18 protein-coding genes are annotated in these 16,902 nt (G+C 59.5%); 10 read left to right on the forward strand and 8 right to left on the reverse strand.

Features of this window, described 5'->3' with window-relative positions:
• Nucleotides 1-39: 39 nt before the first annotated feature.
• From yebS to QLG03_RS01480, 5 genes are all read left to right on the forward strand, one after another.
• On the forward strand, nt 40-1,323 hold the full coding sequence (gene yebS, locus QLG03_RS01460; RefSeq protein WP_255987925.1) for a membrane integrity lipid transport subunit YebS: 1,284 nt from the start codon (nt 40-42) through the stop codon (nt 1,321-1,323).
• The gene (locus QLG03_RS01465) at nt 1,292-3,925 is read left to right on the forward strand and encodes a PqiB family protein (protein WP_017900210.1); all 2,634 of its coding nucleotides are present in this window, start codon (nt 1,292-1,294) and stop codon (nt 3,923-3,925) included. The genes yebS and QLG03_RS01465 overlap by 32 nt, the downstream gene beginning before the upstream one ends.
• A gap of 129 nt (nt 3,926-4,054) precedes the next feature.
• Nucleotides 4,055-5,485 carry a 16S rRNA (cytosine(1407)-C(5))-methyltransferase RsmF gene (gene rsmF / locus QLG03_RS01470; RefSeq protein ID WP_282473559.1) on the forward strand — a complete coding sequence of 477 codons (1,431 nt, stop codon included), beginning with the start codon at nt 4,055-4,057 and terminating at the stop codon, nt 5,483-5,485.
• Between the two features lie 115 nt (nt 5,486-5,600).
• A complete protein-coding gene (locus QLG03_RS01475; RefSeq protein WP_002911393.1) occupies nt 5,601-5,840 on the forward strand; it encodes a YebV family protein in 240 nt (79 codons plus the stop codon).
• Nucleotides 5,841-5,937: 97 nt separating this feature from the next.
• Nucleotides 5,938-6,129: a YebW family protein gene (locus QLG03_RS01480; protein ID WP_002911395.1), complete on the forward strand. Its 192-nt coding sequence runs from the start codon at nt 5,938-5,940 to the stop codon at nt 6,127-6,129.
• Here QLG03_RS01480 and pphA read toward each other — a convergent pair.
• Entirely contained in the window at nt 6,126-6,779 is a 654-nt protein-coding gene (gene pphA / locus QLG03_RS01485) for a protein-serine/threonine phosphatase (protein WP_023290232.1), read from the reverse strand. The genes QLG03_RS01480 and pphA overlap by 4 nt on opposite strands.
• A gap of 156 nt (nt 6,780-6,935) precedes the next feature.
• Here pphA and QLG03_RS01490 point away from each other — a divergent pair, with 156 nt between their 5' ends.
• Together QLG03_RS01490 and QLG03_RS01495 are read left to right on the forward strand one after the other, a co-directional pair.
• Nucleotides 6,936-7,904 carry a VirK/YbjX family protein gene (locus tag QLG03_RS01490; RefSeq protein WP_255987930.1) on the forward strand — a complete coding sequence of 323 codons (969 nt, stop codon included), beginning with the start codon at nt 6,936-6,938 and terminating at the stop codon, nt 7,902-7,904.
• Nucleotides 7,905-8,008: 104 nt separating this feature from the next.
• Nucleotides 8,009-8,152, forward strand: a complete 144-nt coding sequence (locus tag QLG03_RS01495) for an Ecr family regulatory small membrane protein (RefSeq protein ID WP_032425946.1) — start codon at nt 8,009-8,011, stop codon at nt 8,150-8,152.
• Nucleotides 8,153-8,791: 639 nt separating this feature from the next.
• Here QLG03_RS01495 and QLG03_RS01500 read toward each other — a convergent pair.
• The 3 genes from QLG03_RS01500 to yobA are packed head-to-tail and all read right to left on the reverse strand — an operon-like array spanning nt 8,792 to nt 10,394.
• The gene (locus QLG03_RS01500; RefSeq protein WP_002911404.1) at nt 8,792-9,130 is read right to left on the reverse strand and encodes a YebY family protein; all 339 of its coding nucleotides are present in this window, start codon (nt 9,128-9,130) and stop codon (nt 8,792-8,794) included.
• Nucleotides 9,131-9,146: 16 nt separating this feature from the next.
• Nucleotides 9,147-10,016 carry a copper homeostasis membrane protein CopD gene (gene copD / locus QLG03_RS01505; RefSeq protein WP_135718842.1) on the reverse strand — a complete coding sequence of 290 codons (870 nt, stop codon included), beginning with the start codon at nt 10,014-10,016 and terminating at the stop codon, nt 9,147-9,149.
• Nucleotides 10,017-10,019: 3 nt separating this feature from the next.
• Nucleotides 10,020-10,394, reverse strand: coding sequence for a CopC domain-containing protein YobA (gene yobA / locus QLG03_RS01510; protein ID WP_131096029.1), 375 nt, complete (start codon nt 10,392-10,394; stop codon nt 10,020-10,022).
• Nucleotides 10,395-10,506: 112 nt separating this feature from the next.
• On the opposite strand from yobA, the gene QLG03_RS01515 reads away from it, so the two are divergent.
• Both QLG03_RS01515 and exoX read left to right on the forward strand, forming a co-directional pair.
• Nucleotides 10,507-10,737: a DNA polymerase III subunit theta gene (locus tag QLG03_RS01515; RefSeq protein ID WP_002911406.1), complete on the forward strand. Its 231-nt coding sequence runs from the start codon at nt 10,507-10,509 to the stop codon at nt 10,735-10,737.
• A gap of 78 nt (nt 10,738-10,815) precedes the next feature.
• On the forward strand, nt 10,816-11,475 hold the full coding sequence (gene exoX / locus QLG03_RS01520) for an exodeoxyribonuclease X (RefSeq protein WP_023290237.1): 660 nt from the start codon (nt 10,816-10,818) through the stop codon (nt 11,473-11,475).
• Nucleotides 11,476-11,478: 3 nt separating this feature from the next.
• Here exoX and ptrB read toward each other — a convergent pair whose 3' ends face one another.
• From ptrB to QLG03_RS01535, 3 genes are all read right to left on the reverse strand, one after another.
• Nucleotides 11,479-13,539 (reverse strand): oligopeptidase B, encoded by a 2,061-nt coding sequence (ptrB, locus tag QLG03_RS01525; RefSeq protein ID WP_048297811.1) that lies wholly within the window; start codon nt 13,537-13,539, stop codon nt 11,479-11,481.
• A 120-nt stretch (nt 13,540-13,659) separates the two neighbouring features.
• Entirely contained in the window at nt 13,660-14,319 is a 660-nt protein-coding gene (locus QLG03_RS01530; RefSeq protein WP_255987936.1) for a tellurite resistance TerB family protein, read from the reverse strand.
• Nucleotides 14,320-14,530: 211 nt separating this feature from the next.
• The gene (locus QLG03_RS01535) at nt 14,531-14,878 is read right to left on the reverse strand and encodes a YebG family protein (protein ID WP_023290240.1); all 348 of its coding nucleotides are present in this window, start codon (nt 14,876-14,878) and stop codon (nt 14,531-14,533) included.
• A gap of 135 nt (nt 14,879-15,013) precedes the next feature.
• On the opposite strand from QLG03_RS01535, the gene purT reads away from it, so the two are divergent.
• Complete coding sequence (gene purT, locus QLG03_RS01540) at nt 15,014-16,192, forward strand: formate-dependent phosphoribosylglycinamide formyltransferase (protein WP_032453377.1); 1,179 nt, start codon at nt 15,014-15,016, stop codon at nt 16,190-16,192.
• A 56-nt stretch (nt 16,193-16,248) separates the two neighbouring features.
• Here the strand turns inward: purT and QLG03_RS01545 are convergent, their stop codons facing one another.
• A complete protein-coding gene (locus QLG03_RS01545) occupies nt 16,249-16,890 on the reverse strand; it encodes a bifunctional 4-hydroxy-2-oxoglutarate aldolase/2-dehydro-3-deoxy-phosphogluconate aldolase (protein WP_232552418.1) in 642 nt (213 codons plus the stop codon).
• Nucleotides 16,891-16,902 lie beyond the last annotated feature (12 nt).

The following is a 16,902-nucleotide window of genomic DNA, read 5'->3' on the forward strand; positions in this document are numbered from 1 at the left end:
GTTAAGATAGTGGGATACATTCATTCCTGTACGTATTAAATGCCGATAAAAACATCCACCCTTAAGCCTGCGAATAAGATGGTCGTGCATGCCGTGAGCACACCGCTTCCCTATGCGCATTATCAGCGCTGTACGCAGTGTGACATGCTCTTTCGCTTACCGGTGCTTAAACGCAACCAAAGCGCCTGGTGTCCGCGCTGTAACGCGAAGGTGCGCGATGGCCGCGACTGGTCGTTGACCCGTCTGGGCAGCATGGCCCTGGCGATGCTGCTGTTAATGCCCTTTGCCTGGTCCGAACCCCTGCTGCGCCTTCACCTGCTGGGGGTTCGCATTGACGCCAACGTCCTGCATGGAATTTGGCAGATGACTGCGCAGGGCGATCCGCTTACCGCCGCGATGGTGCTGTTTTGCGCGGTGGTCGCCCCGGTGCTGCTGGTGGTTTCGATTAGCTATCTGTGGCTGGGCAACGTGCTGGGGATGAACCTGCGTCCGGTGCTGCTAATGCTCGGTAAGCTCAAGGAGTGGGTCATGCTGGATATCTATCTGGTGGGCATCGGCGTCGCCTCCATCAAGGTGCAGGATTACGCCTTTCTGCAGCCCGGCATCGGCCTCGTGGCATTTATCTCCCTGACGCTGCTGAGCATCCTGACGCTTATCCATATGAACGTCGAAGAGCTGTGGGAGCGATTCTATCCCGAACGGCCGGCGACCCGCGCCGATAACAATCTGCAGGTTTGCACCGGCTGCCACTACACCGGCTACCGCGACGCCCGCGGCCGCTGCCGGCGCTGCCACACGCCGCTGCACCATCGCCGACCGCAGAGCCTGCAGCGCAGCTGGGCGGCGCTGATTGCCTCGCTGATTTTGCTCTTACCGGCCAACCTGCTGCCGATCTCCATCATTTACGTTAACGGCGCGCGCCAGGAAGACACCATCCTCTCCGGGATCATCACCCTCGCCAGCAGCAATATCGCCATCGCCGGCGTGGTGTTTATCGCCAGTATTTTGGTGCCATTCACCAAAGTTATAGTGTTATTTACCCTGCTGCTCAGCATACAATTCAAATGCGAGCAGGGGCTGCGCACCCGCATCCTGCTGCTGCGGCTGATAACCTGGATTGGCCGCTGGTCGATGCTGGATCTGTTTGTTATCTCACTCACCATGTCGCTAATCAATCGCGATCAGCTCCTCGCCTTTACGATGGGGCCGGCCGCGGTTTACTTCGGTGGCGCGGTAATTTTAACTATTCTTGCAGTTGAATGGCTGGACAGCCGCTTACTTTGGGACGCACATGAGTCAGGAAACGCCCGCTTCGCAGACTGAAGCCAGAATAAAAACCAAACGTCGTATCTCGCCATTCTGGCTGCTGCCGGTCATCGCGCTGCTGATTGCCGCCTGGCTCATCTGGACCAGCTTTGACGACCGTGGATCGACGATCACTATCGATTTCCAGTCTGCTAACGGCATCGTGCCGGGGCGGACGCCTATCCGCTATCAGGGGGTGGAAGTCGGTACCGTCCAGGACATTAGTCTCAGTAAAGACCTGAGTAAAATTGAAGTTTCCGCCAGCATCAAACGCGATATGAAAGAGGCGCTGCGCAAAGATACGCAGTTCTGGCTGGTGACGCCGAAAGCCTCTCTGGCCGGCGTGTCAGGACTGGATGCCCTGGTGGGCGGGAACTACATCGGCATGATGCCGGGCAAGGGCGAACCCGAAGATCACTTCGTTGCCCTCGACACCCAGCCCAAATACCGCATCAACAACGGCGAGCTGATGATCCACCTGCAGGCGCCCGACCTTGGCTCTCTGAGCAGCGGCTCGCTGGTCTACTTCCGTAAGATCCCGGTCGGGCGGGTGTATGACTTCACGCTGAATGACAATAACCAGGGGGTCACCATTGATGTGCTGATCGAGCGCCGGTTTACCAACCTGGTGAAAAAAGGCAGCCGTTTCTGGAACGTCTCCGGGATCAAAGCCGACGTCGGCCTGAGCGGGGCCAAAGTGCAGCTGGAGAACCTTTCCGCGCTGGTGAACGGCGCCATCGCCTTTGACTCCCCTGCCGATTCGCAGGTCGCGTCGCAAAACGATGACTATCATCTGTACGAAGACCTGGCGCACAGTCAGCGCGGGGTGGTGGTGACCCTCGACCTGCCGGACGGCGACGGCCTGAAAGCGGGCTCGACGCCGCTGATGTATCAGGGGCTGGAAGTGGGCCAGTTAAGCAAACTGAATCTTAACCCTGGCGGCAAAGTCACGGGCGAGATGACCGTCGACCCGAGCGTGGTGACCCTGCTGCGGGAGAAAACGCTGATTCAGATGAAGAAGCCGAAGATCTCCCTTGATAACCCCAGCGTCAGCGCCCTGCTCACCGGCAATACCTTTGAGCTGGTGCCCGGCGAAGGCGAACCGCGTAATCACTTCTCCGTCATGCCAGCGGATAAAGCGCTGCTGGAGGAGCCCAATGTCGCCACCGTCACCCTTTCGGCGCCGGAGAGCTACGGGATCGACGGCGGCCAGCCGCTGGTGCTGCACGGGGTGAAAGTTGGCCAGGTGCTGGAGCGCAAGCTGACGGCCAAAGGGGTGACCTTCCAGGTGGCGATTGCCCCGGAATACCGCGATCTGATTCGCGGCGACAGCAAGTTTGTGGTGAACAGTCGTCTGGACGTCAAAGTGGGGCTCGATGGCGTGCAGGTGCTGGGCGCCAGCGCCAGCGAATGGGTGAACGGCGGGATCCGGGTGATCCCGGGTGAAAAAGGCGAAATGCAGAGCAGCTATCCGCTGTATGCCAACCTCGAAAAGGCGCAGGAAAACAGCCTGAGCGAAGTGCCGACCACCACCCTGAGCCTCTCCGCTGAGACGCTGCCTGACGTTCAGGCTGGCTCGGTGGTGCTGTATCGTAAATTCGCCGTCGGCGAGATCATCGCCGTCAAACCGCGCAAAGACGCTTTCGATATTGATCTGCATATCAAGCCGGAGTACCGCTACCTGCTGACCAACAACAGCGTCTTCTGGGCGGAAGGGGGTGCGAAGGTCAAACTTGACGGCAACGGGCTCACCGTTCAGGCCTCGCCGCTGGCCCGCGCCATTAAAGGAGCGATCAGTTTCGATAACCTCAACGGCAGCAGCGCCAACGCGCGGCTGAATAATAAACGCATCCTTTACGCTTCTGAAACGGCGGCGCGCGCCGTGGGCGGCCAGATCACCCTGCACGCGTTTGACGCCGGGAAGATGGCGGCCGGGATGCCGATTCGCTATCTCGGCATTGATATCGGTCAGATCCAGTCCCTGGAGCTGATCACCGCCAAAAACGAGGTGCAGGCGAAAGCCGTGCTTTACCCGGAATACGTCGGCACGTTTGCCCGCGCCGGGACTCGCTTCTCGGTGATCACCCCGCAGATCTCCGCGGCAGGCGTGGAGCATCTCGACACCCTGTTCCAGTCCTATATTAACGTTGAGCCCGGACGCGGCCCGGCGCGTCGCGACTTTGAGATCCAGGATACGACGATCAGCGACTCGCGCTATATCGACGGTCTGAATATCGTGGTGGAAGCGCCGGAGGCCGGATCGCTTGGCATCGGTACGCCGGTGCTGTTCCGCGGTCTGGAAGTCGGGACGGTGACCGGTCTGTCGCTGGGATCGATGTCTGACCGGGTCATGGTTAAGATGCGCATCAGCAAGCGCTACCAGTACCTGGTGCGCAATAACTCGGTGTTCTGGCTGGCCTCAGGTTACAGCCTCGACTTCGGCCTGGTTGGCGGCGTGGTGAAAACCGGGACCTTCAATCAGTTTATCCGCGGCGGGATCGCCTTTGCCACGCCGCCGGGTACGCCGCTGGCGCCGAAGGCCCAGGACGGCAAGCACTTCCTGCTGCTGGAGAGCGAGCCGAAAGAGTGGCGGGAGTGGGGCACCGCCCTGCCGCAGTAATCCTCATCTCCCCTTCTCCCGCCCCGGCAAATGCCGGCGGCGGGCAGACGACAAACCGCACGCCCCGGTGTCCTGCACCGGGGCGTTTGTGCTAAACTGCGCACCCTTTTTTTCTGTGGTGCGCTGCCCGTGGCCGAAAATACTGTCTATTTCCCTGAAGCGTTTCTCGCTCAAATGCGCGCGGCAATGCCGGCGCACCTCTCTTTCGACGACTTTATCGCCGCCTGTCAGCGCCCGCTACGCCGTAGTATTCGCGTCAATACGCTGAAAATTAGCGTCGATGATTTCCTCTCTCTGGTCGCGCCCTATGGCTGGCAGCTGACGCCGGTCCCCTGGTGTGAGGAGGGATTCTGGATCGAGCGGGACGACGATGCGCTGCCGCTGGGCAGCACCGCCGAACACCTCAGCGGGCTGTTCTATATTCAGGAAGCAAGCTCAATGCTGCCGGTCGCCGCCCTGTTCGCCGACAACCCGCAGCCTGAACGGGTCATGGACGTTGCCGCCGCCCCGGGGTCGAAAACCACCCAGATCGCCGCCCGGATGGGCAATGCGGGCGGCATCCTGGCGAATGAGTTCTCCGCCAGCCGGGTGAAAGTGCTGCATGCCAACATCAGCCGCTGCGGCATCAGCAACGTCGGCCTGACCCATTTCGACGGGCGGGTGTTCGGCGCGGCATTGCCCGAAGCCTTCGACGCCATTCTGCTTGATGCCCCCTGCTCCGGCGAAGGGGTGGTACGCAAAGATGCCGACGCGCTGAAAAACTGGTCGCCGGAGAGCAACCTTGACATCGCCGCCACCCAGCGCAAGCTTATCGACAGCGCTTTCCATGCCCTGCGCCCTGGCGGGACGCTGGTCTATTCGACCTGCACCCTGAACCGCGAAGAAAATCAGTCAGTCATTCACTGGCTGCTGTCCCGTTACCCGCAGGCGGTAGAGATCCAGCCGCTGGAAGCGCTGTTTCCCGGCGCGGCCGATGCCCTAACCGCGGAGGGATTTCTGCATGTCTTCCCGCAGATCTACGATTGTGAAGGCTTCTTTGTCGCTCGCCTGCGCAAGACTGCGGCGATCGATCCGCTCCCGGCGCCGGGCTATAAGGTCGGCAAGTTCCCGTTTGTGCCGCTGAAGGGCCGGGAAGCCGCCGCGGCGACCGCCGCCGCCCGCGCTGTCGGCCTGGAATGGGACGCGAGCCACACGCTGTGGCAACGAGATAAAGAGCTGTGGCTGTTTCCGCAGTCTATGGAGCCTCTGTTTGGTCAGGTGCGGTTTTCGCGCATTGGCGTGCGCCTGGCGGAGCTGCACAATAAGGGTTATCGCTGGCAGCATGAGGCGGTTATTGCCTTTGCCGCGCCGCAGCGCGCCTTCGAGCTGACGCTGGAGGAGGCGGAAGCGTGGTATCGCGGACGCGATGTCTATCCGCAAACCCCGCCAGCGCAGGACGAAGCCATTGTGACCTTCCAGGGCGTGCCGCTGGGCCTGGCCAAGCGCGTCGGCTCCCGTCTGAAGAACAGTTATCCGCGCGAGCTGGTACGCGATGGGAAACTTTTTGCCGGCAAGGTGTGACACCGCGCAAAAAATACGCACTTTTTGACTGGCGGTTTTCCCCCCATTGACTACGCTGAAAAATGACGGCCGCAACTGGTCGTACCACAACTCAGCTGAAAAATGGGGTGAAGCGATGAGTAAAACCAATGTCCGCATCGGCGCGTTTGAGATAGACGATGCCGAACTGCATGGTGAACATCAGGGTGAGCGAACGTTAAGCATTCCCTGCAAATCCGATCCAGATTTATGTATGCAGCTTGACGCCTGGGATGCCGATACCAGCGTTCCCGCGATTCTCAATGGTGAACATTCCGTCCTCTACCGTAAACATTACGACCGCCAGTCCGATGCCTGGGTCATGCGCCTTGCCTGACACCAATGAACCCGTCGCCTGAGACGGGTTATTTATTTCCCCGTCCCGCCGTCATCCCCTACACTAAAGAGTATGTGCCCCCGGACATGAGGCCAGGATGTTTGCCTTAGTGTTGTTTATTTGCTATCTGGATGGCGGCTGCGAGGACATTGTGGTTGACGTCTACCGCGAGGAAACGCAGTGCCTGGTGGCGATGGAAGATCAGCGGATCCGCCACGGCGGCTGCTACCCGATAGAAGATTTTATTGACGGCTTCTGGCAACCCGCCAGCGAATACAGTGACTTTTAGCCTGCCGACTGCAGCGCCACCAGGGTCAGCGTGCCGCCGAACACGGCGCCGGTGTCAATATAGTGTTGATTGTCGTAGTCACAACGCGCGCGAAGCGGCGTATGGCCAAACCAGAAATGGTCAGCCCCGGCGATAGCGCCATGACGCCCCGCCAGATGTTCACTCAGACGATGGCGGCTCCACAGGACCCGCTGGGGATCCACCGGCTGCTGCCAGCGATAGACCGGCGCCGGGTAATCGGCATGGGCGATCACATGCCGCGCCTTTGCGCACTCCACTTCAATAATCAACGGCAGCCGCTGACAGCGCGCCAGCAGCCGATCGACGTCAGCCCGCTGCCGCACGTTGCTCCGGGCGTACCAGTCGCCGCCGTTCATCTGCCAGAGCGTCATATCTCCGCTCTCCAGCGCCTCCAGCGCCATCTGCTCATGATTCCCGCGCACGGCCCTGAACCAGCGGCTGCGCAACAGGCCGAGACAGTCAGCGCTTTGCGGCCCGCGATCGATCAGATCGCCAACCGAGATCAGCAGATCGGCCCAGGGATCAAAGCGCAGCCGGCGCAGGCGCTCCATCAGCAGCGCAAAGCAGCCATGCAGATCGCCCATCAGCCAGATATTACGCCAGTCGCTGCCATTAATACGCTGATACATATAATTACCTCTCTGCCGTAATTATAGGTAATTCCAGCTTACAGCCGCTGTTTTTTATTTACACCTCAATCGATTTTAAACAAACGGCAAATATAGTCGGCCAGACCATTAAGCTTATCAGTGCCTCGCTTTAAAATAGCAGGAAATAACAACGAGGTGTTTATCGTGACAGACAATAGCCTGCATTCATCCAGCGTGCTTACGCCGCGCTCGCATCTCATTGCCAATCTGGTGATGGGCAGATTAACACCCGCACCTATCTGGCGGCAGAAAAATTACCGCTTTAAGTTTCTGCTGCGCACGGCGTTATTTTATAGCCCTACCAAAGCGATGCTGGAGGCGCTGAGCGCTCGTGACGATTTTAACCAGCTGCTGACGGCGCAGGCGACGCTGCCGGGGAAAGTGCACCGTCAATATCTGACGCGCGATCTCAACGCCTGGCAGCGGGCGATGGCGGTCATAAGCCATTATCGCTATGTCGATACCCTGCGCGGGTCGCGGCTGGCGCATGCCATGACTGCGGTGTGTGAGGTCCCGTTGCTGACGCTCAATGGAAAGGATGAACGCCAGTTTACCCTCTCGGCCTCTTCGGCCGGGAAGGCCGAGCGTGAGGGTGAAACCACCCTATGGCTGCGCGACAGCGACCATACCCTGCTGGCCAGCGCGACCTTCAGCGTGACCCGGGAGGGCGACGCCTGGCAGCTGGTCATCGGCGGTTTACAGGGACCGCGACGCCACGTTTCTCATGAGGTGATCAAGCAGGCGACCCGCGCCTGCTACGGTCTGTTCCCGAAGCGCCTGCTGCTGGAGTTTATCTGGCTGCTGGCCGCTCGCAGCCATATCGCGGCGATTTACGGCGTCAGCGATAACGGCCATGTGTTCCGCGCCCTGCGCTATCGCCTGAGCAAGGGGCGCCATTTCCACGCCAGCTATGACGAGTTCTGGCAATCCATCGACGGTAAGCCGGAAAGCCTCTGGCGCTGGCAGCTACCGCTGCGTCTGGAAAGAAAACCGCTGGAGAGCATCGCCAGTAAAAAACGGGCCGAATACCGGCGTCGATTCCAGCTGCTGGATCAGCTGGCGGAGCAGGTGGCAATATTGACGCAGCCGCTGCCGGGCAAGTAAATTTCGCGAGCAGCGAACCCGCCCCGTCACGCGGCGTTTGCTTATTATGTTCTTATTTCGCTACTATCATGGTCCCCGCAGGCCATAGGATAGTCGTTAGCATGATGAGTAAAACCGAAATTTTTCTGCTGATTATTCTGGCGGTCGTGCTGCTGGGCAGTATATGGTTTATTTTCAGCGATGAAATTTGGCTTTTACTCTGCTATCTGGAGAGTCAGATATTTCCCACCTTTAGCGTTCCGGAATAATATTTTTTGCCCAAAACTACGCCCCTGAATATTATTTGCCGCCATTTCGTGGGGCGCGGACGACTAATCGCATGAATTGCCAAATCAATAAGGTTTTGTTTATTCTATTTATCATACAAATAGGTATACTAGCAGACTTCCGATGTTGGCCCGCCAGTTAACCTGCACGCCGGGCCTGTTTAGGTGCAGGTTTTTTCTTTTCCTCTCCCCTCGCTTACGGTTCCGCCTTCCTCATATCGTTCTTCCGCTGGATGCAATTTGTGTGTAAATGAATTGTGTATGCTAAAAACGGTGTGCTATAACGGGACATCCAGAGGCCAGCCTGGTGATTGACTGACAGGATGTCGCTGGTCATCGCGAAAGCAGACAGATTAAGATAAAAAGAGACCGAATACGATTCCTGTATTCGGTCCAGGGAAATGGCTCTTGGGAGAGAGCCGTGCGCTAAAAGTTGGCATTAATGCAGGCTAAGTCGCCTTGCACTATAAGAATAGTTTAACGCGTCAGCTTTTCCAGTCTGCGGCCAATGTGGCCGAATAATTCCTGGAAAAGAGGGCGCTGTTAGCGAAAAAACCGCCACTGCAGTTGTCCGGCAAGGGCGGTTTTTTTTATGTCATTACAGCGAGATAGCGCGAAAATCTAGCAGAGCTTCTGCGCGCGCTCGATAAACGGCGCGAGGCTCATTTTTTGCCCCGGGTGCTGCGGATCGTCGATCTGGATCACCGAGATCGGCTGGGCGGTGGTTTTGCCGGCTTTGACCTGCTGCTCAGCCACCTCATTGAGCGGATACTGGACCAGGGTGCTCGGGTTGATAGCGTAGAGGGCATTGCCCGGACGACAGGTCAACATCACCTCTTCACGGTTGAACGCCCAGCTCTCCTTTCCTACCTCAAAGCGGCTCACGGTGATAATTTGCGGCGCCGCCAGAGCAGCGCCGGAGCTTGCCAGTAACAACATGGTCAGAACAATTTTTTTCATGATTTTGCCAGTTAATTCAATAAGGTTCCCAGGTGGCAAACAGGCTGACGGCCAGCAGCGCCAGCGCGCCCAGCCCTATCTCGGCCTGCGTGGTTCGCAGGATCAGGCTTTCCGCCCGCGAACCGCTTGCCGACATGCGCGGTACCAGAACATACCTGTTCACTAACGCAATTACCACCATCCCGGCCACCAGCGCACATTTGATCAACAGCATACGTCCCCAGGGCGATGCGCCAATCAATCCTCCCTGGATCAACAGCGCATTGATCGCCCCGCTGGCAAGGGTGCCGGCGACGGCCAGATGCCCGTAGCGTGAAAAGCGCGCCATGGTATAGACCGCGGCCTGCCGCCAGCGCCCCTGCGCCAGGCGCAGGCAATAGATAAAGGGCAACAGGCCGCCGAACCAGCTGGCGACGCAGAAGAGGTGGACAGCATGATTAGTCCGCTGCAGGGCGCCGAGTAAACCATCATGCATGGCGGCATGCCCTACCCCAGCGGAAAGCAGCAGCTGGGCCGCCAGCAGGGCCACCAGCTGGCGAGCGCCGTGGCGGGGACGGATCCACACCACGGCGAGGGCGATCCACGCCAGCAGGATCTGCCAGATCCACACCCCGCCGAAGCGGGTACCCGCCACCGCCTGCCAGACGGCGGGTTGCCAGACATCCGCCCAGCCCTCGCCCATCATCCCCCCCTGCAGCAGATACAGCGCCAGGGTAGAGAGCGCGCCGATCAGCAGCAGCGGGCGCAACAGCGGATAGAAGCGCAGCATCAGTACGCGTCGCAGCGGCACCGGCGCCCACCAGGCGCCATACAGCACGCAGCCAAAAGCCAGCATCAGGGCGATAAAATGCCCAAAACGCAGGGTAATATAGAGCCCGGTCAGCATCGCTTACTTCACGCTAAAGGTGTATTGCCCTTTGGTTTTATGGCCATCCACTGAAACTACATGCCATGCCACAGTGTATTCTCCCGGCCGCAGGGTTTCCGCCACAGGCACGGTGACCTGGGTGGGGTTGTCGGCGCTGCGGGTCAGTTTGCCGGTGGCCACCGCATGCTGCTGCGGACCGGTGACGGACACCCCGCTGAACGCGGGTTCAATGCCTTCGGAGAAACTGAGCGTCAGCGTCTGCGGAGAAGCCGCCAGCTGCGCACCGGCGGCGGGGATCTGCTGCTGCAGGTGAGCGTGGGCGAGCGCGCCCGTCGCGGTTAATAGCCCGGCAAACGAAACGGAGAGGCGCATCGCGCGTCCAGCAAGAAGTCGCATATTCGTCATTCCCTTTTGTTATGTCTGTAGCACAGAGAATAACCCTGTATAATGGCAGAGTCGAGCCGGGCGTCAGGCCCTGACCGGGTTTACAAGCAGAGTGGAGTGTATGATGGAAAGAAATCTGGCCAAAATTTCGCAAGATGAGATGGATAAAGTCAACGTCGATCTCGCCGCCGCCGGCGTCGCCTTTAAAGAGCGGTATAATATGCCGGTGGTCGCTGATTTGGTCGAGCGTGAACAGCCCGCCCATCTGCGCGACTGGTTCCGCGAACGACTGATCGCCCATCGGCTGGCCTCCGTCTCGCTGTCCCGCCTGCCCTGGGAGCCAAAACAGAAATAATGCCTACTTCCCCCCTCGCCGTCGGTTGGCAAGCCTGGCCAATTGCTTTACGCTTATTGTTTTGCTCTGGAGCGAGCCATGCTGCGCGTCATTGATACCGAAACCTGTGGGCTGCAGGGGGGCATCGTTGAAGTCGCCTCGGTCGACATTGTCGACGGGCAGATCACCAATCCCATGAGTCATCTGGTGCGTCCTGACCGCCCCATCAGCCCGCAGGCGATGGCTATCCACCGGATTACCGAAGAGATGGTCGCCGATAAGCCGTGGATTGAGGAGATTATTCCGCACTATCATGGCAGCCCGTGGTATGTCGCGCATAACGCCAGCTTCGATCGTCGGGTGTTACCGGAGATGCATGGCGAGTGGATCTGTACCATGAAGCTGGCCCGCCGGCTGTGGCCGGGGATCAAATACAGCAATATGGGGCTCTATAAATCACGTAAGCTGAACGTGGCCACGCCGCCGGGGCTGCATCACCACCGGGCGCTGTATGACTGCTATATCACCGCTGCGCTGCTGCTGGATATCATCAACGTTTCCGGCTGGACGCCTGACGAAATGGCCGATATCACCGGTCGGCCGGCGCTGCTCACCACCTTCACCTTCGGCAAATACCGCGGTAAAGCCGTCGCCGAGATTGCTGAAAACGATCCAGGCTATCTGCGCTGGTTATTCAACAATCTCGACCGCATGAGCCCCGAGCTGCGCCTCACGCTCAAGCATTATCTCGGGGAATAGCCCCTACACTGCCGCTTTCCCCGGCAGTGTCCCCTGCGCCAGGGCGATGAAAAAGGCGTACTCCAGCGCCACCCCCTCATAGCTTTTAAAGCGCCCGGATTTTCCGCCATGGCCGGAGTCCATATCGGTGCAGAGCAGCAGCAGGTTATCGTCGGTTTTCAGTTCACGCAGTTTCGCCACCCACTTCGCCGGCTCCCAGTATTGCACCTGGGAATCGTGCAGCCCGGTGGTCACCAGCATATGTGGATACGCCTGCGCCTTCACGCCGTCGTAGGGGCTGTAGCTTTTCATGTAGTGGTAATAGGTTTCATCCTGCGGGTTCCCCCACTCTTCAAATTCGCCGGTCGTCAGCGGAATGGTCTCATCCAGCATGGTGGTCACCACGTCGACGAACGGCACCTGAGCTATTACGCCGTGGAACAGCTCTGGGCGCTCGTTAACGGCCACTCCCATCAGCATTCCGCCGGCGCTGCCGCCCATGCCATAGCAGAGCCGCGGGTCGCCGTACCCCTGGGCCAGCAGCGCGTCGCAGACGTCCAGATAGTCGTTGAAGGTATTTTTCTTACACAAGAATTTTCCATCCTCATACCACTGCTGGCCCAGCTCGCCGCCGCCGCGAACGTGGGCGATAGCGTAGACAAAGCCCCGGTTGAGCAGGCTCAACCGGCTGGCGCTGAAATCGGCATCGATACTGTCGCCATACGAGCCATAGCCATAGACCAGCAGCGGATTGCTCCCTTTACGAAAATGGTCGCGATGGTAGACCAGAGAGACCGGGACTTCGACGCCATCGCGGGCGGTTACCCACAGGTGCTCGCTCTGATAGCAGCGGGTGTCCAGCCCCTTCACCTCCTGCTGCTTGATCACCCGTCGTTCGCCGGTATCCATATCCAGCTCAAACAGGGTGTCGGGCGTGGTCATCGAGGAGTAGCCGTAGCGCAGGCGCGACGTTTCAGGCTCCGGGTTATAGGCAAGCCAGGTGACATAGGCCGGATCGTCGAAGGCGATCCCTACCACCTCCCGGGTCCTGCGGTTAATCTGCCGCAAACTGGTCAGGCCGCGCTGACGCTCCTCGACGACCAGCCAGTCGGTAAACAGGGTAAATCCTTCGAGCATCACGTCGTGACGCGGCGGGATCAGCGTGGTCCACTGCTCTTCATCGCGCAGCACGGTACGGTAGAGGCCAAAATTCTTCCCCTCCCGGTTGGATCGCAGATAAAAAGCGTGCTGATAGTGATCGAGGCTATATTCATGATCTTTACGCCGCGGCAGGAAGCAGACCGGCTCGGCGTCTGGCAATTCGGCGTTGAGCAGCAGCACTTCGCTGGTGGTGGCGCTGGAGAGATAGATCACCACGAACTGCTGGGATGTGGTTTTATGCACGCTGACGTAGAAGGTCTCATCTTTTTCCTCATAGACCAGCGCGTCGCTCTGCGCCGGCGTCCCGACGGTGTGGCGCCAGACCTGATAAGGAAGCAGCGTGGTGGGATGTTTACGCACATACCACACAAAGCGTGAATCGTTACTCCAGGCAAAGCCGGAGGTGACATTTTCCAGGGTCTCCGGATACCACTCGCCGTTGCTGAGGTCGCAAAAGCGCAGCCCGTACTGGCGGCGGGAGAGATAATCTTCCGCCACCGCCATCAGCTGGTTGTTGGGCGCAATGCCCAGCCCCCCCAGGGTGTAAAACTCGCTTTTCGCCGCCCGCTGGTTGGCATCAAGCAGGATCTCCCACTCGTCCCACTCCTCTTTCAGCACCGACTGGCGCTGGTAGATAGCGTATTCGCAGCCCGGCTCGTACACCTGACGATAGCGAAAGCCGTTTTTGCTGTAGGGAGCCGAGACTTCCCGCTGCGGAATGCGGTCGATAATCTCTTTCAGCAGACGCTCCTGCAGGCTGAGCTGCGAATCCATCACTTGCTTGCCGTAGGCGTTTTCCGCGTGCAGATATTCCAGCACATCAGGCCGCGCGCGTTCATCGTCGCGCAGCCAGTAATAGTTATCGATGCGTGTATCGCCATGCAAGGTCATGGCGTGAGGGATCCGTTTGGCTTTAGGTGGCATGTTATTCTTCTGCTGCTTTTTCGTGACACAAGAGCATTCAGGCCGCAGGGTGGCGCCTGAATGATGACGTGTCTATAAGGGTGGCAAAAGACGCGGGCGATGCAAGCGAAACGTGATAATTTAAACGCTTAGCGCCTGTTTTTGTGACTGGATATCCTGTTCGATGTCGGCCCGGACATCTTTTGGCAACGCCAGGGCCTCACCCAGGGCGTTGAGATAGCTGCGCTCCATAAAGTGGTCGATATCGATCACCGCGCAGCTGACGTAGTAGATCTCCAGCGCCTCCTGCGGGTCAACGATGCCCTCGGCGAGACGCTGCGGATCCAGCGGCTGAGCCAGCGCCTGGTCAATCAACACCCTGGCCTGAACGTCAATATTGGCCTCCCGAAGCTGGGCTTCAATCTTCGCCCGCTCGTTATCGTCGATATGCCCATCGCTTTTGGCGGCAAACACCAGGGCGGTGATCAGCCGCACGCTGCGCGGATCGACATCCGCCGGCGCCGCAGCCGTCTCTGGTGTCGGGGCGGGCGTGTTCTGAGCGCGCATTTTCTGCTGATACTTGTTCCACAACACGGTACCCGCCACTGCCCCACCGCCAGCCAGCAGCGCGCTGGTGCCATATTTCGCCAGCAGCTTGCGTGACGATTTGCTGGCCACCAACAGCCCTGCCAGCCCGCCGATGGCGCCGGGCAGCAGGGCGCTCCCTTTTGACGATTCGCCGGACGGCGACGCGCCCTGCTGTCCGAGCAGCGACTGCAGTTGATTTAGCCAGTTAGCCATGGTTTTCCTCTCAGGTGACAAACACTGTTATCAGCCTAAACGACGCGATGTCAGGAAATGTTAGATATGGCTAAAGATGCGCAAAGGTGCGCGCGGCGGCGGTACCGGGTTCAGCCGACCAACCGACCAACCGACCAACCCGCCAGCCCGCCAGCCCGCCAGCCCGCCAGCCCGCCAGCCCGCCAGCCCGCCAGTGGCTGACCGCCAGCCATCAGGCCGCTTTGGCTTTCCGCGTTTTGGCAGCCGGCGCGGCGGCATCTTCCGCCGGGGTAGCCTCTGCGTCCGTTGACGGCGCGGGCGCATCGTGCGCAGTCGCATCCTGCTCCGGCAGTTTGCCGGCGCGCAGGATATGCTGCAGCGCCTCTTTACGCTCCGCCAGCCACATCGCCATGGTATCGCGCTGGGCATCGTCCATTTCCAGCGGCGATGCTACCAGCCAGTCATTCAGCACCTCTGCCAGATCGAGCATTTTGTCGTAAGCGTCGGCCTCTTTTTTGCTGGCAAAAGACATTTTTTCCTCACCTTCGCGGATCACCACATATTTAATTTCAACCGCCATGCTGCAGCCTCTCGATACTGTATTTTTATACAGTATAACAAATTTCCCTTCCGGACTCAACTCACGCGCGTAAAGACAGACGCAAACGTTTTCGTTTATAATCGACCGCATCTTTTTTTACTGCGGAAGAGAGTTATGACTGTATTAGGCACCGCGCTGCGCCCGGCAGCCACCAAAGTTATGCTGTTAGGCTCCGGCGAGCTGGGTAAAGAAGTCGCCATTGAATGTCAGCGCCTGGGCATTGAAACTATCGCCGTCGACCGCTACCCCGATGCCCCGGCGATGCAGGTCGCCCACCGCGCCCACGTCATCAATATGCTGCACGGCGAGAGCCTGCGCGCGCTGATCGAACAGGAAAAACCTGATTACATCGTGCCGGAGATCGAAGCTATCGCCACCGATACCCTGGTCGAACTGGAGCAGGCCGGGCAGAAAGTGGTCCCCACGGCGCGGGCAGCGAAGCTCACCATGAACCGCGAAGGCATTCGCCGTCTGGCGGCAGAAGAGCTGCAGCTCCCCACCTCCAGCTACCGTTTCGCCGACAGTGAAGACGCCTTCCGCGCGGCGGTCGCGGAGATCGGCTTGCCGTGCATCGTCAAACCGGTGATGAGCTCCTCCGGTAAAGGCCAGAGCTTTATCCGCTCGGCTGACCAGCTCAGCGAAGCCTGGCGCTACGCCCAGCAGGGCGGCCGCGCCGGCGCCGGGCGGGTGATCGTCGAAGGGGTGGTGAATTTCGACTTTGAAATCACCCTGCTCACCGTCAGCGCCGTCGATGGCGTGCATTTCTGCGCCCCGGTCGGCCATCGTCAGGAAGATGGCGATTATCGTGAATCCTGGCAGCCGCAGCAGATGAGCGACCTGGCCCTTGAACGCGCTCAGGATATCGCCCGTAAGGTAGTGCTGGCGCTGGGGGGGCATGGCCTGTTCGGCGTGGAGCTGTTCGTTTGCGGCGACGAGGTGATCTTCAGCGAAGTCTCCCCGCGCCCGCACGACACCGGAATGGTGACGCTTATTTCGCAGGATCTCTCGGAATTCGCTCTGCACGTTCGCGCCTTTCTTGGGCTGCCCGTCGGCGCCATCCGCCAGTATGGCCCAGCCGCTTCCGCGGTGATCCTTCCGCAGCTGACCAGCCAGAACGTCAGCTTCGGCCAGCTGCAGTCGGCCGTCGGAGCTGGCCTGCAGCTGCGTCTGTTCGGCAAGCCGGAGATTGACGGCACCCGTCGTCTGGGGGTGACCCTCGCCGTCGCCGATTCAGTGGAAGAGGCCGTAGCGCGGGCTAAAACCGCCGCCGCGGCGGTTATCGTCGAAGGGTAAAAACAAAAAACCCGGTCGCGTTGCCGCTGACCGGGTTGTTGACCTTGAGGCGCGGTTTACTTCGCGCCTTCCACCGCTTCACGCGCCAGGGTGGTGATGCGATCGTAGTCGCCAGCTTCCAGGGCGTCGGCCGGCACCAGCCAGGAACCACCGATGCACAGCACGCTGTTCAGCGCCAGGTAATCACGGTAGTTGGCCGGGGAGATACCGCCGGTCGGGCAGAAACGAATGTGACCGAACGGACCAGCAATCGCCTGCAGCGCTTTCACGCCGCCGTTGGCTTCCGCCGGGAAAAATTTAAACTCTTTCAGACCGTACTGCATGCCCAGCATCAGCTCGGAGACGGTGCTGATCCCCGGGATCAGCGGAATAGTGCCGTCTTCGGTCGCCGCTTTCAGCAGAGATTCGGTCAGCCCCGGGCTGATAGCGAACTGCGCGCCGGCTTCTGTTACCGCTTTCAGCTGCTCGACGTTGGTGACGGTGCCCGCGCCGACAATCGCGTCCGGCACTTCTTTAGCAATCGCGCGGATCGCCTCCAGGGCGCACTCGGTGCGCAGAGTCACTTCCAGGACGCGCACGCCGCCCGCGACCAGCGCTTTCGCCATCGGTACCGCCTGTTCCAGCTTTTTCACTACGATAACCGGGACAACCGGACCGGAGGTGAGGATTGCTTCTGCTGTTGTTTTCCAGTTTTTCATCAGGATTTTCTC

This window comes from Klebsiella sp. V115_8 (assembly GCF_029967715.1).
GTDB classification, from domain to species: Bacteria; Pseudomonadota; Gammaproteobacteria; order Enterobacterales; family Enterobacteriaceae; genus Klebsiella; species Klebsiella quasipneumoniae.

Bases quoted from the DNA above. Each gene is read 5' to 3' on its own strand.
- yebS (WP_255987925.1), top strand. From the start codon at position 40: ATGCCGATAAAAACATCCACCCTTAAGCCTGCGAATAAGATGGTCGTG.
- QLG03_RS01465 (WP_017900210.1), top strand. From the start codon at position 1,292: ATGAGTCAGGAAACGCCCGCTTCGCAGACTGAAGCCAGAATAAAAACC.
- QLG03_RS01475 (WP_002911393.1), top strand. From the start codon at position 5,601: ATGAGTAAAACCAATGTCCGCATCGGCGCGTTTGAGATAGACGATGCC.
- QLG03_RS01480 (WP_002911395.1), top strand. From the start codon at position 5,938: ATGTTTGCCTTAGTGTTGTTTATTTGCTATCTGGATGGCGGCTGCGAG.
- pphA (WP_023290232.1), bottom strand. From the start codon at position 6,779: ATGTATCAGCGTATTAATGGCAGCGACTGGCGTAATATCTGGCTGATG.
- QLG03_RS01495 (WP_032425946.1), top strand. From the start codon at position 8,009: ATGAGTAAAACCGAAATTTTTCTGCTGATTATTCTGGCGGTCGTGCTG.
- QLG03_RS01500 (WP_002911404.1), bottom strand. From the start codon at position 9,130: ATGAAAAAAATTGTTCTGACCATGTTGTTACTGGCAAGCTCCGGCGCT.
- copD (WP_135718842.1), bottom strand. From the start codon at position 10,016: ATGCTGACCGGGCTCTATATTACCCTGCGTTTTGGGCATTTTATCGCC.
- yobA (WP_131096029.1), bottom strand. From the start codon at position 10,394: ATGCGACTTCTTGCTGGACGCGCGATGCGCCTCTCCGTTTCGTTTGCC.
- QLG03_RS01515 (WP_002911406.1), top strand. From the start codon at position 10,507: ATGGAAAGAAATCTGGCCAAAATTTCGCAAGATGAGATGGATAAAGTC.
- exoX (WP_023290237.1), top strand. From the start codon at position 10,816: ATGCTGCGCGTCATTGATACCGAAACCTGTGGGCTGCAGGGGGGCATC.
- ptrB (WP_048297811.1), bottom strand. From the start codon at position 13,539: ATGCCACCTAAAGCCAAACGGATCCCTCACGCCATGACCTTGCATGGC.
- QLG03_RS01530 (WP_255987936.1), bottom strand. From the start codon at position 14,319: ATGGCTAACTGGCTAAATCAACTGCAGTCGCTGCTCGGACAGCAGGGC.
- QLG03_RS01535 (WP_023290240.1), bottom strand. From the start codon at position 14,878: ATGGCGGTTGAAATTAAATATGTGGTGATCCGCGAAGGTGAGGAAAAA.
- purT (WP_032453377.1), top strand. From the start codon at position 15,014: ATGACTGTATTAGGCACCGCGCTGCGCCCGGCAGCCACCAAAGTTATG.
- QLG03_RS01545 (WP_232552418.1), bottom strand. From the start codon at position 16,890: ATGAAAAACTGGAAAACAACAGCAGAAGCAATCCTCACCTCCGGTCCG.